Origin of the sequence: Desulfocapsa sulfexigens DSM 10523 (genome assembly GCF_000341395.1) — a bacterium.
In the GTDB taxonomy this organism is placed as follows: Bacteria; Desulfobacterota; Desulfobulbia; order Desulfobulbales; family Desulfocapsaceae; genus Desulfocapsa; species Desulfocapsa sulfexigens.
Window position 1 is genome coordinate 3,245,982 of record NC_020304.1, and the last position, 22,121, is coordinate 3,268,102.

Genomic DNA, 22,121 nt, shown 5'->3' on the forward strand with positions numbered 1-22,121 from the left:
GGCCTAAAACCCCTTCTCTGCAAGTTCGACTGCCCGTCGCAAGCCCATTGATTTGTTGATAGTCTCTTCATATTCTTTTTCAGGATCAGAATCAAAAACAACACCGGCACCAGCCTGGATCCAGAGGTTGTCGCCCTGCATAACAAATGTTCTGATGGTAATGCAGAAATCCATATTCCCGGAAAAGCCAAAATATCCTACGGCACCGGCGTAGGGACCACGACGTTCAGGTTCCAGCTCATCTATAATTTCCATTGCTCTGATCTTGGGAGCACCGCTTACAGTGCCTGCGGGAAAACAGGCCTTAATGAGATCAAACTGGTCCTTATCTTCTGCTATAAGCCCGGTAACTCCTGAAACGATATGCATAACATGGCTGTAGCGTTCAACCACCAGTAAATCGGTAACTTCTACGCTCCCGGCCTGTGAGACCCTACCCACATCGTTTCGTCCAAGATCTACAAGCATCAGATGCTCAGCACGTTCTTTAGGATCCGCAAGCAGCTCCTTTTCCAAAGCTTCATCTTCTTCTCTGGTCTGGCCGCGTTTTCGTGTTCCTGCTATGGGACGAAGCTCTATGGCTTCATCTTCTTTACGAACCAGAATTTCCGGAGACGATCCTATCTGGATAAGATCCCCAAGTTTGAGAAAAAAGAGATAGGGACTTGGGTTGATATGGCGCAAAGCACGGTAGAGATCCAGTGCTTTTATATCTGTAGTAGTGTGAAAACGCTGGGAGACAACAACCTGTATGATATCTCCAGCTTTAATGTATTCCCGAGCCTTTTCCACCATGGAACAAAAGTCCTGCTTCTTCATGTTAGAGCTAAAAACATGCTCAGTCTTGCTTCCTTCTGAGCTTGATTCATGGAAGGAAATCGGAACCGGGGCCCTCAGGAGATCCACTACGGAGTCAATCTTGGCAACAGCCTCATCGTATAACTGAGTACTTATGCTCTTTGCATCTTTAGCCACCCAGCAGACAACAGTAACAGTTTGCTTGAAGCTGTCATGAATCAAAACAATCCTGGGAACCATGAAAGAGGAATCAGGAAAATCAAGAGGAGCCTTATCGCAGGGGAGCTCTTCCATAAATCGAACCATATCATATCCTAGAAACCCTACAGCTCCACCGCTAAAACGGGGCAGGTCTGGATTTTCTGCTGCCTTAAAACTTTCCAGTAAAGATTGGAGTGTTTCAAGTGGATTAGACTCTGGGGCTGTGTTTTGGTTTAACTCCCCACTAAATGAATTGATGTCTATCTTTGATCCATAGGACGAAAATGTGAGGATCGGGTCAAAACCGATAAATGAATATCGCCCCCATTTCTCGCCACCCTCCATACTTTCGAAAAGAAAAATATGATTTTCCTGACCGGCGATTTTAGCAAAAAGAGTAAGAGGGGTGTCAAGATCAGAAATTATTTTACGGTATACGGGAACGAGCCCTGCCGTTTCCATGGTAGAGGCAAAATCATCGTACTGTGGAAAATGGGTAGTTGTAGGCATGGAGTAGACTGAAAAGTTAATATTACTAGTATTTTAACGTGTACAAATAAAAAAAATATGTAACATCATACCATAGTAAAAAAAAAAGGCCATAAAGTCTTATGACTTTATGGCCCAGTAACTAACCGTGAAAAGTGACAGGAATCACGTATTTAGTGAAAAATACGATCAGGCTACAACCTGCATCTTGTTAACACGTTTGGTTAAACGGGAAACCTTCCTGGAGGCATTCTTCTTGTGAATGGTTCCCTTGGAAGCAGTTTTTGCAATCACCGGAACTGCCTTCATGAGTAATTCTTGAGCAGTTTCCTGCGACCCTTCAACTATAGCAGCATCAACTGCTTTTATTGCATTTCTCATACGGGTTCTGTTTATACGATTTCGAATACGACGATCCTGTGATTGACGATTACGTTTTTCAGCGGATTTATGATTTGCCACAAATATCTCCTGTAAGGGTATCAAATATATTGTTAACCGACTTAAGATGCCGGAAATTCTTTGTAAGTTTAATGTTACACTGTTAAAACTTGATAAAGAGCAGTATTTTTAATATGGTATCATCACAAAGTCAATAGAAAACACCTGCTGTTTTCGAAAATCTCTCAAATGGAAATTTCTAATTGACTTGCCATGACTTCCCGAGATATCTTATATTTATAGATTGTTACTGTTTTGTATCTCTCATCTCGTATTTCTACCACTGGTTATACTATGGCCTTTCCAAAAGCAGTTTTTAAAGTTTCAGCAGTTAAAAACTGCCCTCTCTACTCTTTTGGAGATCTTTTCACCGTCGCAGGTATAACTATTTCAATGGTATCGAAAGAAGAAAACACCTTTGTTAACACAACTATAATTCATTCTCCGCTCAAGAAAGAAAAATGTAAGACCCTGAATGGTGACCTCACAAAGGTAATTATCCAGTACGAGCGTGCCGATAAAATTCCCGTTTGTATGATCAGTTGCAGCGGTTGCACCGGATCCATCCGCCTTGAATACACCAAAGATCTGGAACTCACGGCAAATGGTTCTGAAAAGGATTACACCAATGAGCTCGGATCTATGCTTCACCTACTCTCGGATTTTGCGTTCTTTAAAAACATAGATGAAGAGAATCTGGAAAAGGTGGTGAATTTTTTCCACCTGAACAAGCTCAAGAAAGACGATATTGTTATTCGAAAAGGTGATCCTGGTGGGAATTTTTATATCATTATTACCGGATCTGTTAATGTGATTAATGATGTGGGAATGACTATCACCACACTTTCCAAGGGCGATGTCTTTGGTGAAATGAGCCTTATCTGTAATGATTCCGTCGGTGCCACCATTCAGGTTCGCGAACCTTCTTCTATTCTCTATATCGATAGAAAGAATTTTCAGAAGATTCTTGAGCAATACCCCTCAATCCAACTCTATTTCACACGCTTAATGGCCAAAAGGCTCACAAAATCAAACACTATTCGTACCGAGGATCTCTCTTCAGGAATGATAGGGAACCTTGCAGAGATTCCTGCAGAAGCGCTGTTTCAGACCCTGAACATGAACAACAAAACTGGAATACTCACCATAAGTGAACTCGTTAACGGCACTGCCAGGTTCTCCTTCAGGCAAGGTTCTCTCATCAAGGCGAAATATTACACCTACGAAGGAGAGGCTGCTTTTTACGAAATTTTAAAGGAGCAGGAAGGTCGTTTCCGCTTTACTCCAGGCATACCTTCAGAAGATTTTGAAGTACCGGAAATCGGATATTTCATGAAGCTTCTTATGGAGGGTATGCGAAGACTTGATGAAGGCAGAAATATCAGGACAAATTAATGTGTTAGGGCCTGTTGAACAAATCCGTAATTTTCCCCTCTATTCAAAATGGCATAAGCTGATTGCCGATGTGGTATTCATCCACACACCTTAAATTCTCAAACTGTTAGCGGCAGATTCTTTTGCTATCCTGAAGGAAAACTTCACAAACCCCACCTCCTTGCACGTTTCATGCTCAAGGAAAAATCAGCTGTTAATGGACAAATAAAGTGATTACGGAATGGTTCAAATAAATTCAGTACATTGCTTAAGCCTATTAACCCTGAACTGATCTTTCTTGAAAATCGAAAAACATTTGCCGCATTGATAGTGCAGTGGTGCCTTTAAAATTTTTCTTTTAAAAAAATTTCTATGAATTCTTCGTATTTTGTAGCTACCGCAGGATGGGCAATAATGTTTTGATAGCATAAGTGAGCCTTGTAAGTAAATTCCGAAAATGACTTCCATGTTACGAAAAAAGCAAATTCAAGTACTCCTGATCGTATATATGGTAAACTGATAACACCATCTTTGTAGTTTGTAAATACATTTATTAGTAAAGAAAACAAACATATGCGAACGATCACCAAACACAAGGCCAACTGTAGCATAATTACACAAGTGTAATCAATACCCCTCTGCTTGAAGCAGGCTATATCCTTATAAGGTTTCGCTTGAAAACGGTTTCAATAATGAAACTGGGGGGCTGGAAGGAAGATCGTAGAATTGCTAAAAAAAGAAAGCGTGCCTGAACTGCTTCAAGGAAAAACAATCCAGGCATACCTTAAAAAAACAGTTATTCCAGAGTTCCGAGATAATTAAAAGTTGGAAGCTTTGAATACTTTCCAGTTCCTTTCAGCCTCTCAGCCAACTCTTCCATCTCTTTTTTATTGATTTGCATATTACTTAAATCAATGACCGCATAATCCAATCCGGCAGATTTCAGCTCAAAGAGGTATGGGAGTAAGGAGAAAGGACGTACCGGAACAGTAGCCGTAACATTTTCTTTTTTAATTATGGTAAACTCTTCATTTTTAGGACTGCTCAATGTTTTATTGTACTGAAAATGTTCCGGATCCAATCGGGCCGTAAACAACGCCGGGGCACCGTATACAGTGAGTCCCAGTTTCATTTCACTCTGATATCTCCGATATCGCGCAATGAGTTCAATCAGAATTTTCTGATCACTCTCAATGGAAAGTTGAGCTGCTTCAAGCCCGCCCTCTTCAACTAAGGTAACCGCCTGACTATTTAACAGGCTCACGGTAAAATCGGAAGACAGGTAGACCCGTTCTTCATTTTGAAAAAAGGTAAACTGGGTAATATGACCAAGTTGAAAACTCCTAAACCCCGAACGGATAAGGAGCTGTATTTGTTTTTTTAACCTCTGCAGCTCTCCTTCAAAAAGAACAGGGGGGAGGCACCAGGTAAGATCCCGGACACGTCGTCCAAGATAACGTTTAAGCTGGCCGGTCTGGCTGAGATTACTTTTCGTAACCGGTAGCAGATAACGATCTGGAACAAAGGGTAAGGGGTTGAAAAGTATTTTAGCCTCATCGACCCTGAGCCAGACGTCAAGTGGCAATTTCATTTTTCTTGTCGGCTTTATCCCTTTTTTGCCAACATATTTGCGTGGTGTAATAATCTCGGGAATCTCTTCATCATGAAGCGGTGAAGCAACCTCTCTCAGGATTTCACGAATTCTCCCGGAATTTTTGTCAGATATTTGAGCGAGCTCAGTTGCACAGCGTTGAATGTCTGGCAGAACATCCGGGGAAAATGAAACCTTCCTCACATCAACCCTATACACATCAATTTTGTTGGATTGTTCGTAATACTGCCATTCCGGTAAGAGCAGCTGTACTTTATCTCCGGCCTCTGCAATCTCAACACTGTCGTTTCCAAGGCGCAGCTCCTTGAGGCTAAACGCCAATCTCTCCCCTGAAGGTTCAGCATGAAGCCGTAGCCTGTCCCCAGCTGCCAGTTCCTCTTTAAGAGCCAACTTCCCGTACAATCTGTTCTCATAGGGTTTGACATTCCCGAGCCTCCCAAGATAATCACCCGTGCTACCAGAATGATGTGGAGTAATGGCATCAATTGGCTGCGGAGAAAAGAAATAGCCGGACGATGTTTTTCTTCCCATGGCACGGTTACTCAACAGAGTAGCCTCTTTTATCGCGGCAGGAAGGCGTTCCTCGGTGGCATCCATAACGAGCCTGTAGGCGCGGACAATATGCGAGACATAATGGGCAGAACGGAGACGTCCTTCAATTTTAAGTGAAGCCACGCCAGCTGCTCGAAGATCCGGCACAGCCTCAAGGGCTGAAAGATCATTCATGGAAAAAAGGTACTGCCCTTTTCCACCAGGCTTCCCCTTGGCGGAATCCTGTTGAGCTCTCTGATTCTTTTTTGATCGCGAAGAATTTTGCCCACCACGCTGTGCATTCCAGCTATAGTGACGACGACAGGGCTGAACGCATTTGCCGCGAAGACCACTTTTACCACCTAAAAAAGATGAAAACAAACAGAGCCCCGAGTAGGAAAAGCACATGGCGCCATGGACAAAAACTTCAATCTCAATATCACTCTTCTGACACAGAAGTTGAATTTCCTTCAGGGTGAGTTCTCTTGCAAGCACTACTCTTTCAAAGCCCATGGTTTTGAATCCGGCCAATGATTCTGAGTTGTTGGCTGAGAGGAGCGTGGATGCATGGAGAGGTATGTCAGGGAAGTGTTCCCGAATCATGCGCACCAGACCGATATCCTGGACAATAAGACCATCTGTCCCCATGGCTTCCAGCATCGCAAGGGTTTCTACGGCCTGAGGGAGATCCTGTTCGCGAACAAGGCTATTGGCGGCAAGATAGATTTTCTTTTCGTTAGAGTGACAGTACTGAACCATGGAAAAAATTTCTTCAAGACGAAGATCACGGGCCAGATTCCTGGCATTCAATGCAGGAGCACCGACATACACAGCATCGGCACCTGCGTCCATTGCGGCAAGAAAGTTTTCTCGGTTGCCTGCAGGTGCCAGGAGTTCCATAATGTATTTTATTTAGTAAAAGGTTTTAGGGTTCGAAAAAAAAAAAAAGCGTTCGAACAGTGGAAAGATTATTCTTTCTGGTTTTGGAGAAGAACTTCATCCTGTCCACCGTTTTCAGTAAACATTACCTGAATTCTTTCATCTGTACGGACTGTGGTGCTGAGGCCGATATAATCTGCCTGAATAGGGAGTTCACGCCCTCCCCTGTCAATCAGTATTGCAAGTTGCACACTGTGGGGACGCCCATAATCCATCAAGGCATCAAGGGCCGCTCGAATGGTTCTACCGGTAAAGAGCACATCATCTACTAAAATTATGTCCCTCCCTTCAACGGCAAAGCTGATGTCAGTCGTCTTAACCACCGGATTTTGAGTAATAAGACTCCAGTCATCACGGTATAGATTTATGTCAAGGCTTCCATGGGGCACAGACTGTGAGGTTTGCTGTTCTACAAATTTTCGTATTCTTTCGGCGAGAAAAACTCCACAGGTGTGTATACCTACTATGGCAAGATTGTCAGGGCTGTGATTTTTCTCAAGAACCTGAAGGCTGATTCGGTTTACAGCAAGTGTGATCTCATCACTGTTCAAAAGTATGCTGCTCTTCATAATCACCCCTGTACTCGATTCCAGAAAAATTCTATTCCCCTTGCAGCGACCCTGTTGAGCGCCTCTGGAAATGCCTCACATTCCGCAGCAAAGACCTTGTCAGCAACTGTATCGGGTGTTTCGTCATAGTCGAGTGCTACGGCCTGCTGGTAAATAATAGGCCCTTCATCATACACTTCATTGGCAAAATGAACGGTACAACCACTCACCATACAGCCCCGTTTCAGGACCGCCTTATGGACCCGTGAGCCATAAAAACCATCACCACAAAATGAAGGAATTAGAGACGGATGGATATTAACCACAGCTTTTTTTAAGTGTGGCGGTGCTGTATATAACTTGAGATACCCGGCAAGAGCGATAATATCCACGTCGTAATCTTTCAAAATGGAATTAACAGCATCATTGTCTTTTGCATGAAAGGCTGGATATCCATACTTCTCCGCTTTTCTAAGGCCGAGAACGTTTTCAACATTGGAAACAACCACCTGTATCTGTGCCTGAAGACTTCCCTCCTTTATCCGTTCATGAAAATTATCGAGTGTTCTTCCACTTCCCGAGAGCAGCACCGCCATTTTTAACATTTCAGCCATTCCTTATTTGAAGAAATCGTTACCATCAACATCCACTTTTTCTAGCCATGCGGAGATGGCAGTATCATACTCAGATGTTAGTTTGAAAACCTTTGCAGCAAGACGGAACCGTGTTTTTAAGGTAGTATTGCCAGTTTCTTTAATTTCTTTCAAAACTTGAGGATAGTCTGCAGGATCAACAATAACCGTCACATCATTAAAATTTTTAGCAGAGGCCCGCAGCATGGTAGGACCACCGATATCAATATTTTCTATGGCATCACCAAGACTGCAGTTGGGATCAGCCACTGTTTTTTCGAAGGCATAAAGGTTGACCGCAATCAGATCAATATTTTTAAGACCATGTTCGGCACACTGTTTCTGGTGGTCACTGTTTGCTCTTTGATTTAATATGCCTCCATGCACCTTTGGATGCAGGGTCTTCACCCGGCCATCAAGCATTTCAGGAAACCCTGTGAATTCAGAGACATCCATCACACTGATACCGGCTTCCCTGATCTTGGCGGCAGTTCCACCTGTGGAGAGAATTTCTATACCAAGATCAGCGAGTTCTTTGGCAAAACCTTCAATTCCTGACTTATCGGTCAGACTAATTAATGCTCTTTCTACTTTGCTCATTTCCAATCCTTTTTTTTATTCACCCTTGCGGATGAATTCCTTGATCTTTCGTCTATCACGTTTTCCGGGCCTTTTGGCCGGTACGGTCTGTCCGGCAAAGAACATGGTGCGTTCTTCCTTCTGCTCCTTCCGGTTCTGTATGGACTGTTCCGTTTCCTCATACAGGGACTGGGCTATCCTGGCAGGTCCCCTGCGGTTGGAAAGTTCCACAATGATAACGGTATGTGTAACCGGACCTCTGTGAACGCAGAGTTCGTCTCCTTCGACTACTGCTTTGGATGGTTTGCAGCGTTGTCCATTGAGAAAGACTTTTCCACCCGTTGCAGCCCTGCTTGCAAGACTCCGAGTTTTAAAAAATCTGGCAGCCCACAGCCACTTATCAACCCGTACAGTTTCCTCTGTTTCACTCATACACAAAAACCCGTTTACGATCATAGACATTTCAATTCACGAAACAGACATTTTACACTGAAACAACATAAATGCATACAAAAAGATACGTATCAGAGGCCTGTTAGGGCTGTATAAAAGGTCTGGCGATAATTGCAACTTGTCGAACAGAGGAAAAAAGAGTAAAGAAAGCACACTGAAAAATTGAATCCTAAACTGTCTACCCCACACCAGGACCGCACATGCTTGTTAAAGACCTTCTTCAAAGCCATAAAACCACCTTTAGTTTTGAATTTTTTCCCCCAAAAGAAGATGCAGCAGCCGATCGCTTACTGCAGACAATATCCAATCTTATGCCCCTTGGCCCATCCTACGTTAGTGTCACCTATGGTGCCGGAGGCACTACACGGGACAGAACCCATGACCTGGTTGTTCGCATCAAGGAGCAGACCAATATTACGGTAGTTTCACATCTCACCTGTGTGGGAAGCACCCGTGCCGAGATCCACGGAATTTTAGAAAAATATCAGGATGCCGGAATCGAAAACATCCTCGCTCTCCATGGTGATCCGCCAAAAGATCAGAAAAATTTTGTCGAGCCCGTCGATGGCTTTGCCTATGCCGCAGATCTTGTAGGCTATATTAAAAAACATTTCCCACAGATGTGTGTAGGTGTTGCTGGTTTTCCAGAAGGACACCCAGCAACACCGAATCGTCTTCAGGAAATCCAGTATTTAAAAGAGAAGGTGGATGCAGGGGCAGACTATATCGTAACCCAGCTCTTTTTTGATAATCGCGATTTTTATGACTATTGTGAACGCTGTGAACTTGCCGGAATTCACGTTCCCAATATCGCTGGGATCATGCCTGTCAGCACAAAAAGCGGTCTGATACGAACGGCAGAACTTGCCGGTGGGGCCAGGATTCCCGCCAGACTGTTAAAGGCGGTTGATCGAGCCGAAAATGACGAATATGTTGAGAAGGTAGGTATTCACTGGGCCACTGAACAAATTCGTGACCTACTGGATAACGATGTACGAGGAATCCAGTTCTTCACCCTTAACTCCTCACAGGCCACTCAGGAGATTTACAATTCCCTGGGGGTTCGTGACTCAAATCAGCTTCGTTAGCTCTACAATGAAAATCCGGTCCGTAGGCATAAAAGACATCCAGGTTCCTGTCCGTATTCGTGAAAAAAACGGTGGCCTGCAGAACAGTGTGGCCACTATCTCGCTTCAAGCCAGTCTCCCTGGGAAATACAGAGAAAGTTGTGTCCTGACCTTTACTACTGTACTCAATAAATATATGGACGATTTGAGTGTCACAAATTTCCCCGAACTTCTCGCTGAAGTGAAGGAGGGATTATGTGCTGAGAGTGCCAGAGTCGAGATGTCCTTTCCATATTTTATAGAAAAAAAAGCTCCCGTCTCAGGAACCAGAAGCCTTATGGAATATGAATGCAGTTTTACCGGAGAAGTGGGGACTGATGACGATTTCATCCTATCAGTGAGGGTTCCGATTACCACACTCTGCCCCTGCTCCAAAGAAATCAGTACAGCCGGTGCCCATAATCAACGTGCTGAAGTGACCCTGAATGTCAAATTCAACAAGTTCATCTGGGCAGAAGATCTCATTGCAATGATAGAAAAATCCGCATCCTGTGAGCTGTGGGCCCTGCTGAAACGCCCTGATGAAAAATATGTCACCGAGCGCGCCTATGAAAACCCGATGTTTGTTGAAGACGTGGTCCGAAAGGTTGCCGTTTCCGCACTCGACGATTCGAAAATAACCTGGTTTTCAGCAAGTGTAGAGAGCTTCGAATCCATCCATAAACACAGCGCCTACGCCTATGTTGATTCCAATGAAATTCGCTGACAGATACTGCTAAAGATAAGACATCTCGATACCCTTGCCGCTGTTTTTTTTCAAACCACCCGTCTGCTCTTCCAAAACGACAAATTTAAATATACATATCCGTCGTAATTCATTCGTTTCAGCTGTTCTTTTCAATCCGTTCTTTCAATTCAACAGCTGCCTTCATCATTCGGAAAAGTTCCCGGTAATGAAACTTATAATGTGTTTTTACATATTGATACACAACCTGGCGCAGCTCTTTTTCGTTAATGTTCGGGTGCTCTGAGATGATTTCCCGGATAAAATCACTTTCCCAATCGGGTTCAAAGGGGATCTGCTCCATGAGACACTCCTGATATACTTCCATTGCCTCATTAATTAGCGTGTCCCGCAGTCGTTCAGCCTCATGAAACTGTTTTTTGGCGTGTAGATTTGAACCTTTTCTGTTTGTTACAAAGAGATACATTTCTTCTAGTGGCCCCTGTCTCAGTACCTTGGCAAGATATTTTATCTGACGCTTTCTGGATCCGCCTTTCAGGCCGCGGGTGGCAAGAATTTCTTCATGAATAACAGGACCACCTGGAAAACTTTTCAGTTCCTTGTCCGAAAGATCTGCCACCTCTCTTGCAAGTTCCTCGACCTGTTTATATATACGCTTTACTTCTGATCTGCTGATAAAATCTGACATAGGTCACACCGTTTGCAATAAAATTTATTAATTCTCTCAATAACATTGGCGGTCAGGAAAACTTTCCGCAATTTCAAATACCACCGTCCCGTCAGGTAACGTTTACGTCAATCCCCTGTTTGCTGTCGGAGTAAAAGCGAAAGAGCCGTCTGGCGCTTTACCGTATCTATATTATTTATAGCCATAGCCAAAGCCTGACGCGTCCCGATAAACACCGCGAGTTTTTTTGCACGTGTAAGCCCAGTGTAAATGAGGTTACGAAAAAGCATGTTGAAGTGCTGGGAAACAAGTGGAATGATCACACAATCAAATTCACTCCCCTGTGATTTATGTATGGTAATAGCATAGGCCAACTCAAGTTCACTCAACTGATCCTTTTGATATTCCACTGTGCGCTCGTCCGAAAAAAATTTCACAAGGCATGTCATATCTATTGAGTTTATGTGAGTTATTTGACCTATATCCCCGTTGAAAACCCCAAGATCATAATTGTTTTTACGATGTATCACTCTATCTCCAGTACGAAAAACTCTCTGGCCGAGAATAATCTGTCCTTTTTTTTTGGTGTTTTCAGGATTCATAGCCTGCTGTATGGTCTCATTTATCTTCATGGTACCAAGACTGCCGCGAGTCATTGGAGAAAGGACCTGAATTTCGGTGTCTGATCCAAAGTATTTGGGTATCCATTCACTATAGAGGCGAAGCAACACCTGCCCTGCCGTTAAACCATAGTAGAGCGAGGACCAGGGATGCACTTTTTTCAGAACTGCCCGTAACTCGTCAGCATTATTTTCGGCAGTCTGCAGCAGTCCGAAATCGATATGTTCAAAGTGAGAGTTTTTCTTTTGTTCCCACTCACGTTTTCCTTCCTGATCTTTTTCAGGATGCGTATGGCAATAAAGATTTTCTTCACCATACTCTACTTCACGCAAGTTGAAGCGAAGCTGTTTTTTTGCCATCCGTATGCTACTCAGCTGTTTCTGAGTGGCTTCGTTAGAATCAATAAAAAGGCAGTCGCACTTTTCCTGCCATAATGTTGGTTTTTTAAATGGAGACTGTATGTGTGGAATTTTTCCACTATTTATATCATGGGCAAAGGAAATAATTTTTGAATTGCGAGCCTGGCGGAAGACGGCTTTCAACTGAAAAACAGGGACAATTTCAGAGCTTAACAAATCACCAAGGACATTGCCAGGCCCAACAGAAGGTAACTGGTCGGCATCACCAACAAGAACAAGCTGTCCGTCTTTGGGCAGGGCGGCAAAAAGAGCAGCACACAGACTGATATCAAGCATGGAGCATTCGTCCACCACAAGAACATCACAACTAAGAGGGTTTTCACGACATTTTTTAAATGATCCGTTCTGATATTCAAGTAGCCTGTGTATGGTTCTGGCCTCAACCCCGACAACTTCTTCCATACGTTGCGCAGCTCTTCCGGTAGGTGCGGCAAGAAGAACCACCTTCCCCATGGCAAGAAACAGTCTGACAAGTGTCTGGGTGGTAGTGGTTTTTCCACAGCCAGGCCCGCCGGTAAGAATGGAACAGCCATAGGTGACAATACCTCTTACAGCTTTTGCCTGCTCCTCACTTAAGGAGAAATCCTGTTTTTTATAATACTCAAAAAGCCATTTTTCCACATGACCACAATCGACGTTCAGGGGTCTGCAGAGGGCAGCTACATCTTCAGCACAGCTTTGTTCATCAAAATAGAGCGTTTTTGAGTAATAACAGGCAACTAATGAGCCGTCTGATAGCGGCAGTTGTCTTTTTCTCAACAGGTCGGAATTCTCCATCGACCGAAGGTAGTGCTCCATCTGGTCACTAAGATCAAGGTCAAGGAGTGTTGAGATACTCTCCTGTATTTGACCAACATGCAGATAACAATGTCCCTGTTCCCTGGATGCCGAAAGAATGTGTCTGATAGCGGCAATGATACGAACAGGAGCGTTCTGTTCAATTCCCAAAGAGAATGCTACCTTATCCGCCGAAAAAAAGCCTATGCCATAGAAATCATTTGCAAGCTGGTAGGGATTGGCGGTTACTCTTTCTATGGCCTTCTGCCCATATTTTTTAAAGATCCGCACCGCAAAGAGAGTGGAAATACCGTGTCCCTGCAGAAAAAGCATAACATCACGAATGGCCCTGTGTTCGTTCCAGGCATTGCTGATTCCCTGTAGTTTTTTCTTTGCTATACCTGGAACCAGCAGAAGATCTTCTATGGATTCTTCGAAAACTTCTAGAGTGCTTGTCCCAAAATGGGAAACGATTCGTTTAGCAGTTTTGGGTCCTACTCCTTTAATAAGTCCGGAACCAAGGTATTTTTCAAGAGCTGCAGCAGATGCAGGTTTACGTTCTTCTGCACTGGTTGCAGTAAACTGACGCCCAAATTTGGGATGGTTTGACCAGTACCCAGTAAATTTCATGGTAGCACCGGCAAAAACTTTCATCTGATGAACTATTACCGTGGAAATGTCAAAATCATTATAACATTTGACCCTGAGAACACTCCAACCGTTGCTTTCATTATGAAAAGTAATCCGCTCGACTATCCCCTGAATCTCCTCAGTATTTAATGAGTCACCCATACAAAATATTGATATATTACAGTTAATTTCAGAAAAACAAACTTAGTGTCAAGAATATCTGCCACACTATTACGCCAGAGAAACAAAGCAGTCCACTACCAAAGTTCTTAAGTTTTTTCTTGACTAGAAATGATTATTATGTCAAAAAGTGTTCACTTCCAAATTAAGCCTCTCTAGAAGTCGACTGAGTGGGTGCAACTTCGAGTTTCCCAAATTCTACCTATGGGGAAAACACACTGGAAGCAGGAGAAACATTATGACATTTCTTGAAGGGTTACTCTGGCTGACTTTAAATGTGTACCATGAAGCCCGTTCAGAGCCGGAAATCGGCCAGGTGGCAGTGGCACATGTCACCCTTAACCGGGCAATCAGAAGAGACCTCAGTATTAAAAAGGTTGTTAAACAGCCCTATCAGTTCAGCTGGACCAATCAGAAAAGTTCTTATATTCCAGAAGACCCGAAGGCCTTTTTTCAGTGCATGAAGTCAGTCTACATTGCCCTGAACTCTACTGATTTCACAGCCGGTGCCACCTACTATCATCTCGATAACATTGAACCATACTGGGCTTCAAAGTATACATTCGTGGAACAGTACGGCAATCATAAGTTTTACAAGAAATAATCTAAGATTATCCCAAATAACATTAGAATAACAAAAGGTGTGGTGGATTTGCCATCACACCTTTTTGTTATTACAAACCCTCTCAGGCAGTTGCTGCCCTTCCAAGAGCATCGCACATCTTTTTCAACTGCTCATCGCTCATTTTCACAGATACCGGGTACACCAGTGTTCTTGACATAATATCCGCTGATTGAGGAAGTAAATTGGGGTCGTAAACTACGCGACGTTTACCGCCTGGTTCTGCAAAGGGCCATCCGGATGCGGTAATTGTTGATCCTTTCATAAGGTGTTCCCAGCTTGGATAAAAATGCCAGCTGTTTTCACTGAAATTAATTGCGCCAACCCCACTTTCTTTCAGGATAGCATTTATTCTCTGACACTGCTCACTGCTCTCCATGATAAATGCAAAAAATGTCGCCGTATCCCCTTCTTCATCGACAAGACTTCTGAATTGTACTCCAGGAATAGCAGATGCTGCCTGGCGGAGTTTGGCCTTATGGTTCTTTTGAGCAGCAATCATGGAATCAAGTTTAGCCAACTGGGCAATCCCCATAGCACCCTGCAGTTCCATCATTCGATAGTTAAATCCTACAAACCTGCGCCCTTCCCCGCCACGTCCCCCTGGATTAACCACATGATCGTGACCATGATCATGGTATTCAGACATGGTTCGCCACATTTCTTCATCATTGGTAATGATCATTCCACCTTCTCCGGTGGTCATGGTTTTCACCGAATCAAATGAAAATGTCCCGCAGTTTCCAAAGGTACCGAGATGCTGACCTTTAATTGTGCCACCTGCCGCCTGGGCAGTATCCTCAAGCACCGGAATATTATGTTTGCTGGCAATTGCAACAATTTCTTCAATACGGGCCATTGCTCCAAGCATGTGCACCGGGATGATACAGCGAGTTTTGTCATTGATCTTTGTTTTCAGATCTTCGGGGTCCATATTTAAGGTTTCATCAATTTCAGTGAAAACCGGAATAGCACCAATATCAAGAATTGCCTCCCAGGTGGCTACAAAGGTGAATCCCTGGGTAATGACCTCATCTCCAGGGCCCACTCCAAGTGCAGCAAGCGCAACCTTTAATGCAGCCGTTCCAGAAGTCACTGCCTGAGCAAAACCTGCACCGCAGTAGCTTGCGAAATTCTTCTCAAATTCTAGGACCTTATAAACATTCTTGCGCTGTTCACCAAACTCATATCTAAAAAGGACACCAGTGTCCAGAACGTCACTGATCTGCCTTTTTTCCTCATCTCCAAAGACTTCAAAACCGGGCATGGGATAACTCCTTTGTCAATTATTTGGTGAGCATTTCTTTGATTCTATTGTTTTTATCAAGCAATGCAATAACAGGATGATAGGTTTCAAGATCCTGTGGTGAGTAGAATCCAAAGGTTACAATAATGATCAAATCGCCAACCATCCCTTTACGGGCAGCAGCACCATTCAGACCAATAACACCAGATCCGGCTTTCCCTTCAATAGCATAGGTGTCAAAACGCTCCCCATTATTTATATTATAGACCTTTACCCGCTCGAAGGGCACTATTCCTACAGCATCGAGAAGTTCACGGTCAATGGTAAGACTACCTTCATAATTAAGATCTGCTTCAGTAATAGTGGCCTTGTGTAACTTGGCCCTGAGCATTTGACGCTCCATAGCAACTATCCTGTAAAGTGATGGTTTTCGGAAAACCTGTTTTTAATGTTTTATGATTCCATTAATAGAGAATTATCTATTAATCGTATCCGCTTATTAATCTTTACCGCCATAACCAGCAAGGACTGTTCACTCAAGTGAGTGCAAACCTGTAGTGTCGTTTTATCAACTATTTCTATATAATCAATTTCGCATTCAGGATGTTCTGTTACTATCTGACAGGCTATATCCTTAAGGTCAGCAGGTGTTATTGTTTGCCCGCTGTTGTTTTTAATGGCATTTTTAACAGCAGTAATGCTCAAAGAAAGGGAAAGTGCCGCTGGGATTTCATCTTTTTGAAGGTACGTGTTGCGCGAACTCATGGCCAGGCCATTTTTTTCGCGAACTATTGGATGACCAATAATATCTATCGGAAAATCGAGATCTGCAACCATCCGCCGTATCACCGCCAGTTGTTGAAAATCTTTTTCCCCAAAAACGGCAAGGTGTGGCAGTGTCAGGTTGAAAAGTTTTGCTACAACGGTGGTTACTCCGTCAAAATGCCCAGGCCTGCTTGCTCCGCAAAGGGAAGATGTTAACCCACTGACAGAAACGGTAGTGGCAAAACCCTCCGGATACATACTGCCCTTGTCCGGGGCAAAAATAATATCAACTCCTACTTCTTCAGCCAGTCTACAGTCTCTTTTTAGGTCATAGGGATAGTTATCCAGATCCTCACCTGGCCCAAACTGCATGGGATTTATAAAAAGGCTGACTATTACGCGGTCGACGGACTGCCTGGCTCTTCGCATAAGCGAAAGATGCCCTTCATGAAACCAACCCATGGTTGGTACAAGCCCGATCAGTAACCCCTGAGATCGATATTGCTGGGCAAGTATCTGGATCTCTTCAGGACTGGTTACTACCTTCATTCCTGAGCGCTGAGACGGGTAATCTTTTGCTGAATCATTCTGGTGAGCTGAGAGTTCTGCTCCTCACCGAGAAAGGTCCCGAGATATTCCTCATAAACCGCCAGAGCTTCCTTGTTTTTTCCTTCAGCCTCGAGTACCCGGGCCATCCCCATGAACCCCTCATCCTTATAGCCATCAATTGCTTTCAGAGCCGAATAAGATGCCGAAGCCTGACTATACAATTTGTCTGCCTCTTCGGCCTGGGCTATTGCAAAACTTAGCAGCCCATACATTGGATTTGAGGTTGAAATGTCATCACGAACCTCGGAGTAATACTGTTTGGCTTTGGAATAGGCTTTATCCTTCATGGCCATATGACCAAGTTCTACACTTGCCCACAGAGCCGAGGGTGTTCCTGAATAATTATCAACAACATGTTCAAGAGCCTTAATCCTATCTGCGCCTTCCGCATTCATGGATAGGGAAAGATTGCTTGCACTATCTTCAAGACGTCCAGTTCGGTAACTCTGATAAAGAGATCCAACAACCACGACAATTACTATCAAAGTGCCGCTAATTTGCAGTATTCGTTTATTATTCCTAACAAATTTCACAAAACCTGGTGGAAGATTGAGTTGATCCAGCACACCGCTCGGTTCAACATAGGCATTTTCTGCCACATGATTCTGATCAAATGCACTTCTTTCACTCATCCTGCACTCCTGGTTTTTTACTTTACCTTTATGAGAAAAACCTATACCTCTATCTGAGATAGTGGCAGCTGTCTCCATTTTGTTTTCAAAAATAAATAGTGTAATTTACCCTATCCTGATTGCCATGTCTATTCTCAAACCGCATATATTACGGATTTTTAAAGTTCTATTCACATACAGGCTCTTTTAGATGATCAATCAAGAAGCAGACCAGATGTATTCCGTCACTTCACTCACCAGAAAACTTAAAAATCTGGTTGAAATGAAGTTTCGTTTTGTTAAGGTGGAAGGGGAAATTTCGAACCTTAAACGACCATTTTCAGGGCATTTGTACTTCACCTTAAAGGATGATGGTGCCCAGCTCAAAGGTGTACTTTTTAAGGGACAATCCCGCTATCTTGAAAAACCTCTTGAAGATGGACAACAGGTCATATGCCATGGCCGCATCTCAGTTTACGAACCACGAGGTGACTACCAGCTCGTGGTAGACAGTGTTGATTTTCAAGGGAGTGGAATGCTGCAGCTCCAATTTGAAAAACTCAAAAAACAGCTGCAGGGTGAAGGACTTTTTGCTCAGGAGAGGAAACGAAGTCTTCCCAGATTCCCAAGGGAGATTGTGTTGCTCACTTCCCCTAGTGGTGCTGCCGTCCATGATTTTCTAAAAATATGGCGCAAGCGGCATTTTCCTACCACTGTGAGTATTTACCCCGTGCCTGTTCAGGGAAAAGAGGCAGCAGCAGCGATTGTCAAAGCCCTGGACATACTCAATGTTGTCCGTCCACACACAGATATCGTGGTGCTTTGTCGTGGTGGAGGATCCCTCGAGGATCTCTGGCCCTTTAATGAGGAAATTCTGGCAAGGGCAATTGCACAATCCACCATCCCGGTTGTATCAGCTATAGGACATGAGGTGGATTTCACAATAAGTGACTTCTGTGCCGATCTGAGAGCGCCAACACCTACGGCTGCTGCGGAAATGATAATCCCTGACGGTATTGCACTACAGGAAACAGTTGGACGTATGCAACGGATACTCACCAGAACTGTTTTTGGAATATTGGAAGACTATCAGTACCGGATCAATCAAAACCGTAGATTGCTTGGAGACATGGATTTTCTCTTCACCAATTATTCTCTTCGTCTTGATCACGCATCTCTTAAGCTTGTTACCCTGATAAAAAAAGTAATCAGTAACAGGAGTGTTATCTGTGACGAATTTTACGCAAAACTTCATCACAATTCACCGGTGGCAAAGGTACAACTTCAGGAACAACATCTTCATTTTGCTGCAGCAAAACTCTCCTATCTGTTCCGGACTTTAGTTGCGGACAAAGAGGCAGCGTTAGGCCGGCAGGCATCATTGCTTGATGCGGTCAGTCCACTGGCAACGATGTCGAGAGGATATTCCATCACAAATAAAATTGATACAAAATCTGGAAAAAAAACACTTATCAGAAATAGTGGACAGCTTAAAATTGACGACAGACTGGAAATTCGGTTTCACAGAGGAAAAGTAGAGTGCGGAGTGACCCATGTAACTGATGAATAAATCGTAGTTGTTCCGACTCGATCTGACAGTTTAAGAGATGAGACGTGATTAAACCTGACACTCAGTAGGCACCTTTTTACAGCGTAGCCACTTTCACAGTGATATTGCCGGTGAACATATTAAAAATCAAGTGGGCTCTTTGCTTCCTTTTTCGTCGTACTCTTCACCGTATGAGTGTAAATCATGGTTGTCCTTACATCCGAATGTCCCATCAGTTCCTGTATTGTTCGGATATCATAATTGGCCTGCAGAAGATGGCTGGCAAAGGAATGACGAAACGTGTGTGAAGTAATTCTTTTGGGTATTTTTGCCTTTTTCACAGCTCTTCTCAGGGCCTTTTGCAATGATGTCTCATGGATATGATAGCGCCGGTTTTCACCATTTTTGAGGATGTGTGTTAATTCTTTGGCCGGAAAAAACCACTGCCAGATAAATTCCCTCGGAGCATTCTTATATTTTTTCTCAAGTCTGTCGGGCAGAAAGACGCCATCATAGCCTACTTTAAGATCTGCATCATGAACACTGCCAACAAAAGTCAACTGTTCTTTGAGCCTCCCTTTCAGTTTATCCGGAATAGGCACAGTGCGATCCTTTTTACCTTTCCCGTCATGTATAGTCAATATTCCCATATCAAAATTAAAATTGTGGACCCGAAAAGAAATACATTCAGAGATTCGCAGTCCGCATCCATACATGAGCTCGATCATTAATTTGTAAGGATTACTCATATAAGAAAGTACTATATCGATTTCTTCCCGGGATAAAACAACAGGGATATACGGCTTGTGTTTAGCCCGAACCACACCGTCAATTTTCCCAAAGTCGGACTTGAAGACATTTCGAAACAAATAAAGCAAAGCATTGAATGCTAAATTTTGACTCGATGCAGAAACTTTCTTTTCTGTCGCCATAAACGATAAGAACGCTTTAACATCTTCCACCTCAACGAATTTGGGATCTTTGCTTTTTACAAAAGTCTGGAATTGCCTTGTATACCCAACATAAGATTTCAATGTCCTTAGTGAGTAATGTCTCATCCTGATCGAGCTTTCGAGCTCCGAGTATACCTGCCGCCAGTCTACTCCCTTGTGTTTTTCAGCACTTTTTTCCGTTTCAGGGAGTACCTCTTTCATTTTTCTGGTAGCGATAGCAGTCTGTTTTACGCGGTTATCTTTGGCAACCTGAGCCTCGATATCATAAAAATTATGACTCTTTTCTGGTGGTTTCTTTTGTTGCCCTATTACTTCTTCTGAATTTTTCATCTTCCATAGCAAATGGATGGCGTCTTCTGCTTGCTTCAACATGAACGGTTTTTGATTTTTACTTTTCAGCTTAATCAAAAAAGCAGGCAAAGAGTCTTTTTCGCTCCATTTTAAAGAATATTTCGTGCAAAAATCGAGATAATATCGTAACCATTTCAGGTAGAAAGATTGGAAGCGTTGTTCCACACCCTGATCTTTGAGAAATTTTGAGTATTGGGCTGAGAATTCTTTGGGTAGCTTGATCATAAATCGACTTAGGGTGTTAACTGGAATCTAGATAACATTCACTGTGACTGGTTAACCAGAAGAAAATAGCCTATCATGGACCACTTCAGATTGTCAATGGAGATGGCGACCCGGAGTTATCTAGAAAACTAGACAATAACTTGTTGGGCAACAAAAAAATGAACAGACTACTTGCCTTAACCCTTATACTTGCCACAATAACATTAACAAGTGGCTGCAGCACGATACTAGAGCGGGTTACCTACTCAGAAGAGAATCGAGGACAACTCAATTATTATCCGGCTACACAATTTGACATTTTCACAATTAAAAGTGGAGGCGGACTCTATTGCAGTCCTGGTCCGGGAACATTGATTGTCGTCCCTCTTTCAATTATCGATTTGCCTATCTCATTAGTCACAGACACAATTATGCTTCCTGCCGACATAGCAAGGAAAAACAAAATAGATAAACAAAAACAAAACGAAGCAACCCACAAAGAGCAAGGCTCGGTGCCTAAATAAACAAAAACTACCTCAATACGTAGAGTTAAAAAAATTGCCCAACAATACGCTCAAGCACGACGCGCAAACTTGCGCTTTGCTAAATCGGCTTCGGCCATCTCAACACAACCCGAACTTACTTTAACCCAAGCTAGGCGCGCGTCTTAGCTTTGCGTTATACCAATCAAACCATGAAAGCACCTTGTACCCTACTCCTTATAACCTTCCTTTTTTCCCTGAATGGTTGCGCAGTTGTGACACATATTGGGCCGTATGAAGGAAAAATTGTAGATGCAGAAACTGGTAAGCCTATTGAGGGAGCTTTGATTTATTCTTACATATCCACAGAATCTCCTAGTGTAGCAGGAACGGTGTCACACTATGCTGGTTACACACAAACTTTTTCAGACCAAAATGGCTGTTTTAAAATAAGCAAGTTACTTTTCGCGTTTAGGCCACTAGCAATATGGGGTGATGAACATTTTATAATATCAAAACCTGAATACATATCATCAGCATATACTTCACATGGTAACAACATTGAAGAATCTAAAGAGAATATTATTAGGTTAAAAAAATTTAAAAAAGAACCATATTTGAAATCAAAAATTTATGAACCATATATACCTTACAGTATAACATATGAAGAACAAAAATACTTGGGAGTGATAAATGATATAAACAGAATGTATAAACTTCTTTCTCCATCCAAATTAACCATAGAAGAATATTACAATGTATTAAGTCAAACTAAAAACAAGGGCAATGTCGAATCAAAAAAATATTCCCATTATGAACTTGAACTGTGGAAAGACTTTGGGGTAGCGTTACAAGTATATGAGCAAGAGTGGAAGAAAAGATCATTTACTCAAGAAAAACCAGGAGAGACTTTAGGAATTGAGTCACAAATCCTTAAATAAACAACAATGGTATAACAATTCGCTCAAGCACGACGCGCGAGCACGCCAGTTTTATCGGCTTCGGCCAACTCACTTCAACCCGAAC

General features: G+C 43.0%; 20 protein-coding genes and 1 pseudogene. 7 read left to right on the forward strand and 14 right to left on the reverse strand.

All coding sequences use genetic code 11. The features are described 5' to 3' along the window. Positions 1-3: 3 nt before the first annotated feature. A complete protein-coding gene (gene trpE / locus UWK_RS14480) occupies positions 4-1,509 on the reverse strand; it encodes an anthranilate synthase component I (RefSeq protein WP_015405134.1) in 1,506 nt (501 codons plus the stop codon). Between the two features lie 168 nt (positions 1,510-1,677). Beyond that, positions 1,678-1,950, reverse strand: coding sequence for a 30S ribosomal protein S20 (gene rpsT / locus UWK_RS14485; RefSeq protein ID WP_015405135.1), 273 nt, complete (start codon positions 1,948-1,950; stop codon positions 1,678-1,680). A 273-nt stretch (positions 1,951-2,223) separates the two neighbouring features. Here rpsT and UWK_RS14490 point away from each other — a divergent pair, with 273 nt between their 5' ends. After that, a complete protein-coding gene (locus UWK_RS14490) occupies positions 2,224-3,324 on the forward strand; it encodes a cyclic nucleotide-binding domain-containing protein (protein ID WP_015405136.1) in 1,101 nt (366 codons plus the stop codon). A gap of 775 nt (positions 3,325-4,099) precedes the next feature. Here the strand turns inward: UWK_RS14490 and UWK_RS18715 are convergent. The 5 genes and pseudogenes from UWK_RS18715 to UWK_RS14520 form a co-directional block, all read right to left on the reverse strand. Beyond that, complete coding sequence (locus tag UWK_RS18715) at positions 4,100-6,346, reverse strand: peptidase U32 family protein (RefSeq protein ID WP_015405137.1); 2,247 nt, start codon at positions 6,344-6,346, stop codon at positions 4,100-4,102. Positions 6,347-6,414: 68 nt separating this feature from the next. Beyond that, a complete protein-coding gene (gene pyrR / locus UWK_RS14505; RefSeq protein ID WP_015405138.1) occupies positions 6,415-6,954 on the reverse strand; it encodes a bifunctional pyr operon transcriptional regulator/uracil phosphoribosyltransferase PyrR in 540 nt (179 codons plus the stop codon). Between the two features lie 2 nt (positions 6,955-6,956). Then, complete coding sequence (locus UWK_RS14510) at positions 6,957-7,538, reverse strand: formyltransferase family protein (protein WP_015405139.1); 582 nt, start codon at positions 7,536-7,538, stop codon at positions 6,957-6,959. 51 nt (positions 7,539-7,589) lie between these two features. Then, positions 7,590-8,165, reverse strand: a pseudogene (locus UWK_RS14515) (IMP cyclohydrolase); the annotation flags it as partial. 15 nt (positions 8,166-8,180) lie between these two features. After that, positions 8,181-8,576, reverse strand: coding sequence for an RNA-binding S4 domain-containing protein (locus UWK_RS14520; protein ID WP_041917045.1), 396 nt, complete (start codon positions 8,574-8,576; stop codon positions 8,181-8,183). 221 nt (positions 8,577-8,797) lie between these two features. On the opposite strand from UWK_RS14520, the gene metF reads away from it, so the two are divergent. After that, positions 8,798-9,685, forward strand: a complete 888-nt coding sequence (gene metF, locus UWK_RS14525) for a methylenetetrahydrofolate reductase [NAD(P)H] (RefSeq protein WP_015405142.1) — start codon at positions 8,798-8,800, stop codon at positions 9,683-9,685. A gap of 7 nt (positions 9,686-9,692) precedes the next feature. Beyond that, positions 9,693-10,430 carry a GTP cyclohydrolase FolE2 gene (folE2, locus tag UWK_RS14530; RefSeq protein ID WP_015405143.1) on the forward strand — a complete coding sequence of 246 codons (738 nt, stop codon included), beginning with the start codon at positions 9,693-9,695 and terminating at the stop codon, positions 10,428-10,430. A gap of 118 nt (positions 10,431-10,548) precedes the next feature. On the opposite strand, the gene UWK_RS14535 is transcribed toward folE2, so the two are convergent. Further along, positions 10,549-11,097 carry a DarP family protein gene (locus UWK_RS14535; protein WP_015405144.1) on the reverse strand — a complete coding sequence of 183 codons (549 nt, stop codon included), beginning with the start codon at positions 11,095-11,097 and terminating at the stop codon, positions 10,549-10,551. A 107-nt stretch (positions 11,098-11,204) separates the two neighbouring features. After that, entirely contained in the window at positions 11,205-13,685 is a 2,481-nt protein-coding gene (recD2, locus tag UWK_RS14540) for an SF1B family DNA helicase RecD2 (RefSeq protein ID WP_015405145.1), read from the reverse strand. Positions 13,686-13,941: 256 nt separating this feature from the next. On the opposite strand from recD2, the gene UWK_RS14545 reads away from it, so the two are divergent. Further along, positions 13,942-14,307, forward strand: coding sequence for a cell wall hydrolase (locus UWK_RS14545; RefSeq protein WP_015405146.1), 366 nt, complete (start codon positions 13,942-13,944; stop codon positions 14,305-14,307). 82 nt (positions 14,308-14,389) lie between these two features. On the opposite strand, the gene UWK_RS14550 is transcribed toward UWK_RS14545, so the two are convergent. Genes UWK_RS14550 through UWK_RS14565 form a run of 4 tightly spaced genes read right to left on the reverse strand, consistent with a single transcriptional unit; the run spans position 14,390 to position 17,577 of the window. Beyond that, positions 14,390-15,592, reverse strand: coding sequence for a DegT/DnrJ/EryC1/StrS family aminotransferase (locus UWK_RS14550; protein ID WP_015405147.1), 1,203 nt, complete (start codon positions 15,590-15,592; stop codon positions 14,390-14,392). A gap of 19 nt (positions 15,593-15,611) precedes the next feature. After that, entirely contained in the window at positions 15,612-15,974 is a 363-nt protein-coding gene (gene panD, locus UWK_RS14555; RefSeq protein WP_041916442.1) for an aspartate 1-decarboxylase, read from the reverse strand. Positions 15,975-16,024: 50 nt separating this feature from the next. Beyond that, positions 16,025-16,885 (reverse strand): pantoate--beta-alanine ligase, encoded by an 861-nt coding sequence (gene panC / locus UWK_RS14560; protein WP_015405149.1) that lies wholly within the window; start codon positions 16,883-16,885, stop codon positions 16,025-16,027. Then, positions 16,882-17,577 carry a YfgM family protein gene (locus UWK_RS14565; protein WP_015405150.1) on the reverse strand — a complete coding sequence of 232 codons (696 nt, stop codon included), beginning with the start codon at positions 17,575-17,577 and terminating at the stop codon, positions 16,882-16,884. Before UWK_RS14565 ends, panC begins: the two co-directional genes overlap by 4 nt. Before the next feature lie 190 nt (positions 17,578-17,767). Between UWK_RS14565 and xseA the strand changes: the two genes are divergently transcribed. After that, positions 17,768-19,126 carry an exodeoxyribonuclease VII large subunit gene (gene xseA, locus UWK_RS14570; RefSeq protein ID WP_015405151.1) on the forward strand — a complete coding sequence of 453 codons (1,359 nt, stop codon included), beginning with the start codon at positions 17,768-17,770 and terminating at the stop codon, positions 19,124-19,126. 119 nt (positions 19,127-19,245) lie between these two features. Here xseA and UWK_RS14575 read toward each other — a convergent pair whose 3' ends face one another. Next, complete coding sequence (locus UWK_RS14575; protein ID WP_208598476.1) at positions 19,246-20,430, reverse strand: integron integrase; 1,185 nt, start codon at positions 20,428-20,430, stop codon at positions 19,246-19,248. A gap of 362 nt (positions 20,431-20,792) precedes the next feature. On the opposite strand from UWK_RS14575, the gene UWK_RS14580 reads away from it, so the two are divergent. After that, positions 20,793-21,137: a YceK/YidQ family lipoprotein gene (locus UWK_RS14580; protein WP_015405153.1), complete on the forward strand. Its 345-nt coding sequence runs from the start codon at positions 20,793-20,795 to the stop codon at positions 21,135-21,137. A gap of 233 nt (positions 21,138-21,370) precedes the next feature. Continuing rightward, entirely contained in the window at positions 21,371-22,036 is a 666-nt protein-coding gene (locus UWK_RS14585) for a carboxypeptidase-like regulatory domain-containing protein (protein ID WP_167320756.1), read from the forward strand. Positions 22,037-22,121: the final 85 nt, after the last annotated feature.

What these genes read in the sequence shown, in the direction of transcription:
- UWK_RS14575 (WP_208598476.1), bottom strand. Translation starts at nt 20,430, where the DNA reads ATGTTGAAGCAAGCAGAAGACGCCATCCATTTGCTATGGAAGATGAAA.
- UWK_RS14545 (WP_015405146.1), top strand. Translation starts at nt 13,942, where the DNA reads ATGACATTTCTTGAAGGGTTACTCTGGCTGACTTTAAATGTGTACCAT.
- UWK_RS14535 (WP_015405144.1), bottom strand. Translation starts at nt 11,097, where the DNA reads ATGTCAGATTTTATCAGCAGATCAGAAGTAAAGCGTATATATAAACAG.
- UWK_RS18715 (WP_015405137.1), bottom strand. Translation starts at nt 6,346, where the DNA reads ATGGAACTCCTGGCACCTGCAGGCAACCGAGAAAACTTTCTTGCCGCA.
- UWK_RS14490 (WP_015405136.1), top strand. Translation starts at nt 2,224, where the DNA reads ATGGCCTTTCCAAAAGCAGTTTTTAAAGTTTCAGCAGTTAAAAACTGC.
- UWK_RS14520 (WP_041917045.1), bottom strand. Translation starts at nt 8,576, where the DNA reads ATGAGTGAAACAGAGGAAACTGTACGGGTTGATAAGTGGCTGTGGGCT.
- UWK_RS14565 (WP_015405150.1), bottom strand. Translation starts at nt 17,577, where the DNA reads ATGAGTGAAAGAAGTGCATTTGATCAGAATCATGTGGCAGAAAATGCC.
- xseA (WP_015405151.1), top strand. Translation starts at nt 17,768, where the DNA reads ATGATCAATCAAGAAGCAGACCAGATGTATTCCGTCACTTCACTCACC.
- panC (WP_015405149.1), bottom strand. Translation starts at nt 16,885, where the DNA reads ATGAAGGTAGTAACCAGTCCTGAAGAGATCCAGATACTTGCCCAGCAA.
- panD (WP_041916442.1), bottom strand. Translation starts at nt 15,974, where the DNA reads ATGGAGCGTCAAATGCTCAGGGCCAAGTTACACAAGGCCACTATTACT.
- UWK_RS14510 (WP_015405139.1), bottom strand. Translation starts at nt 7,538, where the DNA reads ATGTTAAAAATGGCGGTGCTGCTCTCGGGAAGTGGAAGAACACTCGAT.
- recD2 (WP_015405145.1), bottom strand. Translation starts at nt 13,685, where the DNA reads ATGGGTGACTCATTAAATACTGAGGAGATTCAGGGGATAGTCGAGCGG.
- metF (WP_015405142.1), top strand. Translation starts at nt 8,798, where the DNA reads ATGCTTGTTAAAGACCTTCTTCAAAGCCATAAAACCACCTTTAGTTTT.
- folE2 (WP_015405143.1), top strand. Translation starts at nt 9,693, where the DNA reads ATGAAAATCCGGTCCGTAGGCATAAAAGACATCCAGGTTCCTGTCCGT.
- trpE (WP_015405134.1), bottom strand. Translation starts at nt 1,509, where the DNA reads ATGCCTACAACTACCCATTTTCCACAGTACGATGATTTTGCCTCTACC.
- pyrR (WP_015405138.1), bottom strand. Translation starts at nt 6,954, where the DNA reads ATGAAGAGCAGCATACTTTTGAACAGTGATGAGATCACACTTGCTGTA.
- UWK_RS14550 (WP_015405147.1), bottom strand. Translation starts at nt 15,592, where the DNA reads ATGCCCGGTTTTGAAGTCTTTGGAGATGAGGAAAAAAGGCAGATCAGT.
- UWK_RS14580 (WP_015405153.1), top strand. Translation starts at nt 20,793, where the DNA reads ATGAACAGACTACTTGCCTTAACCCTTATACTTGCCACAATAACATTA.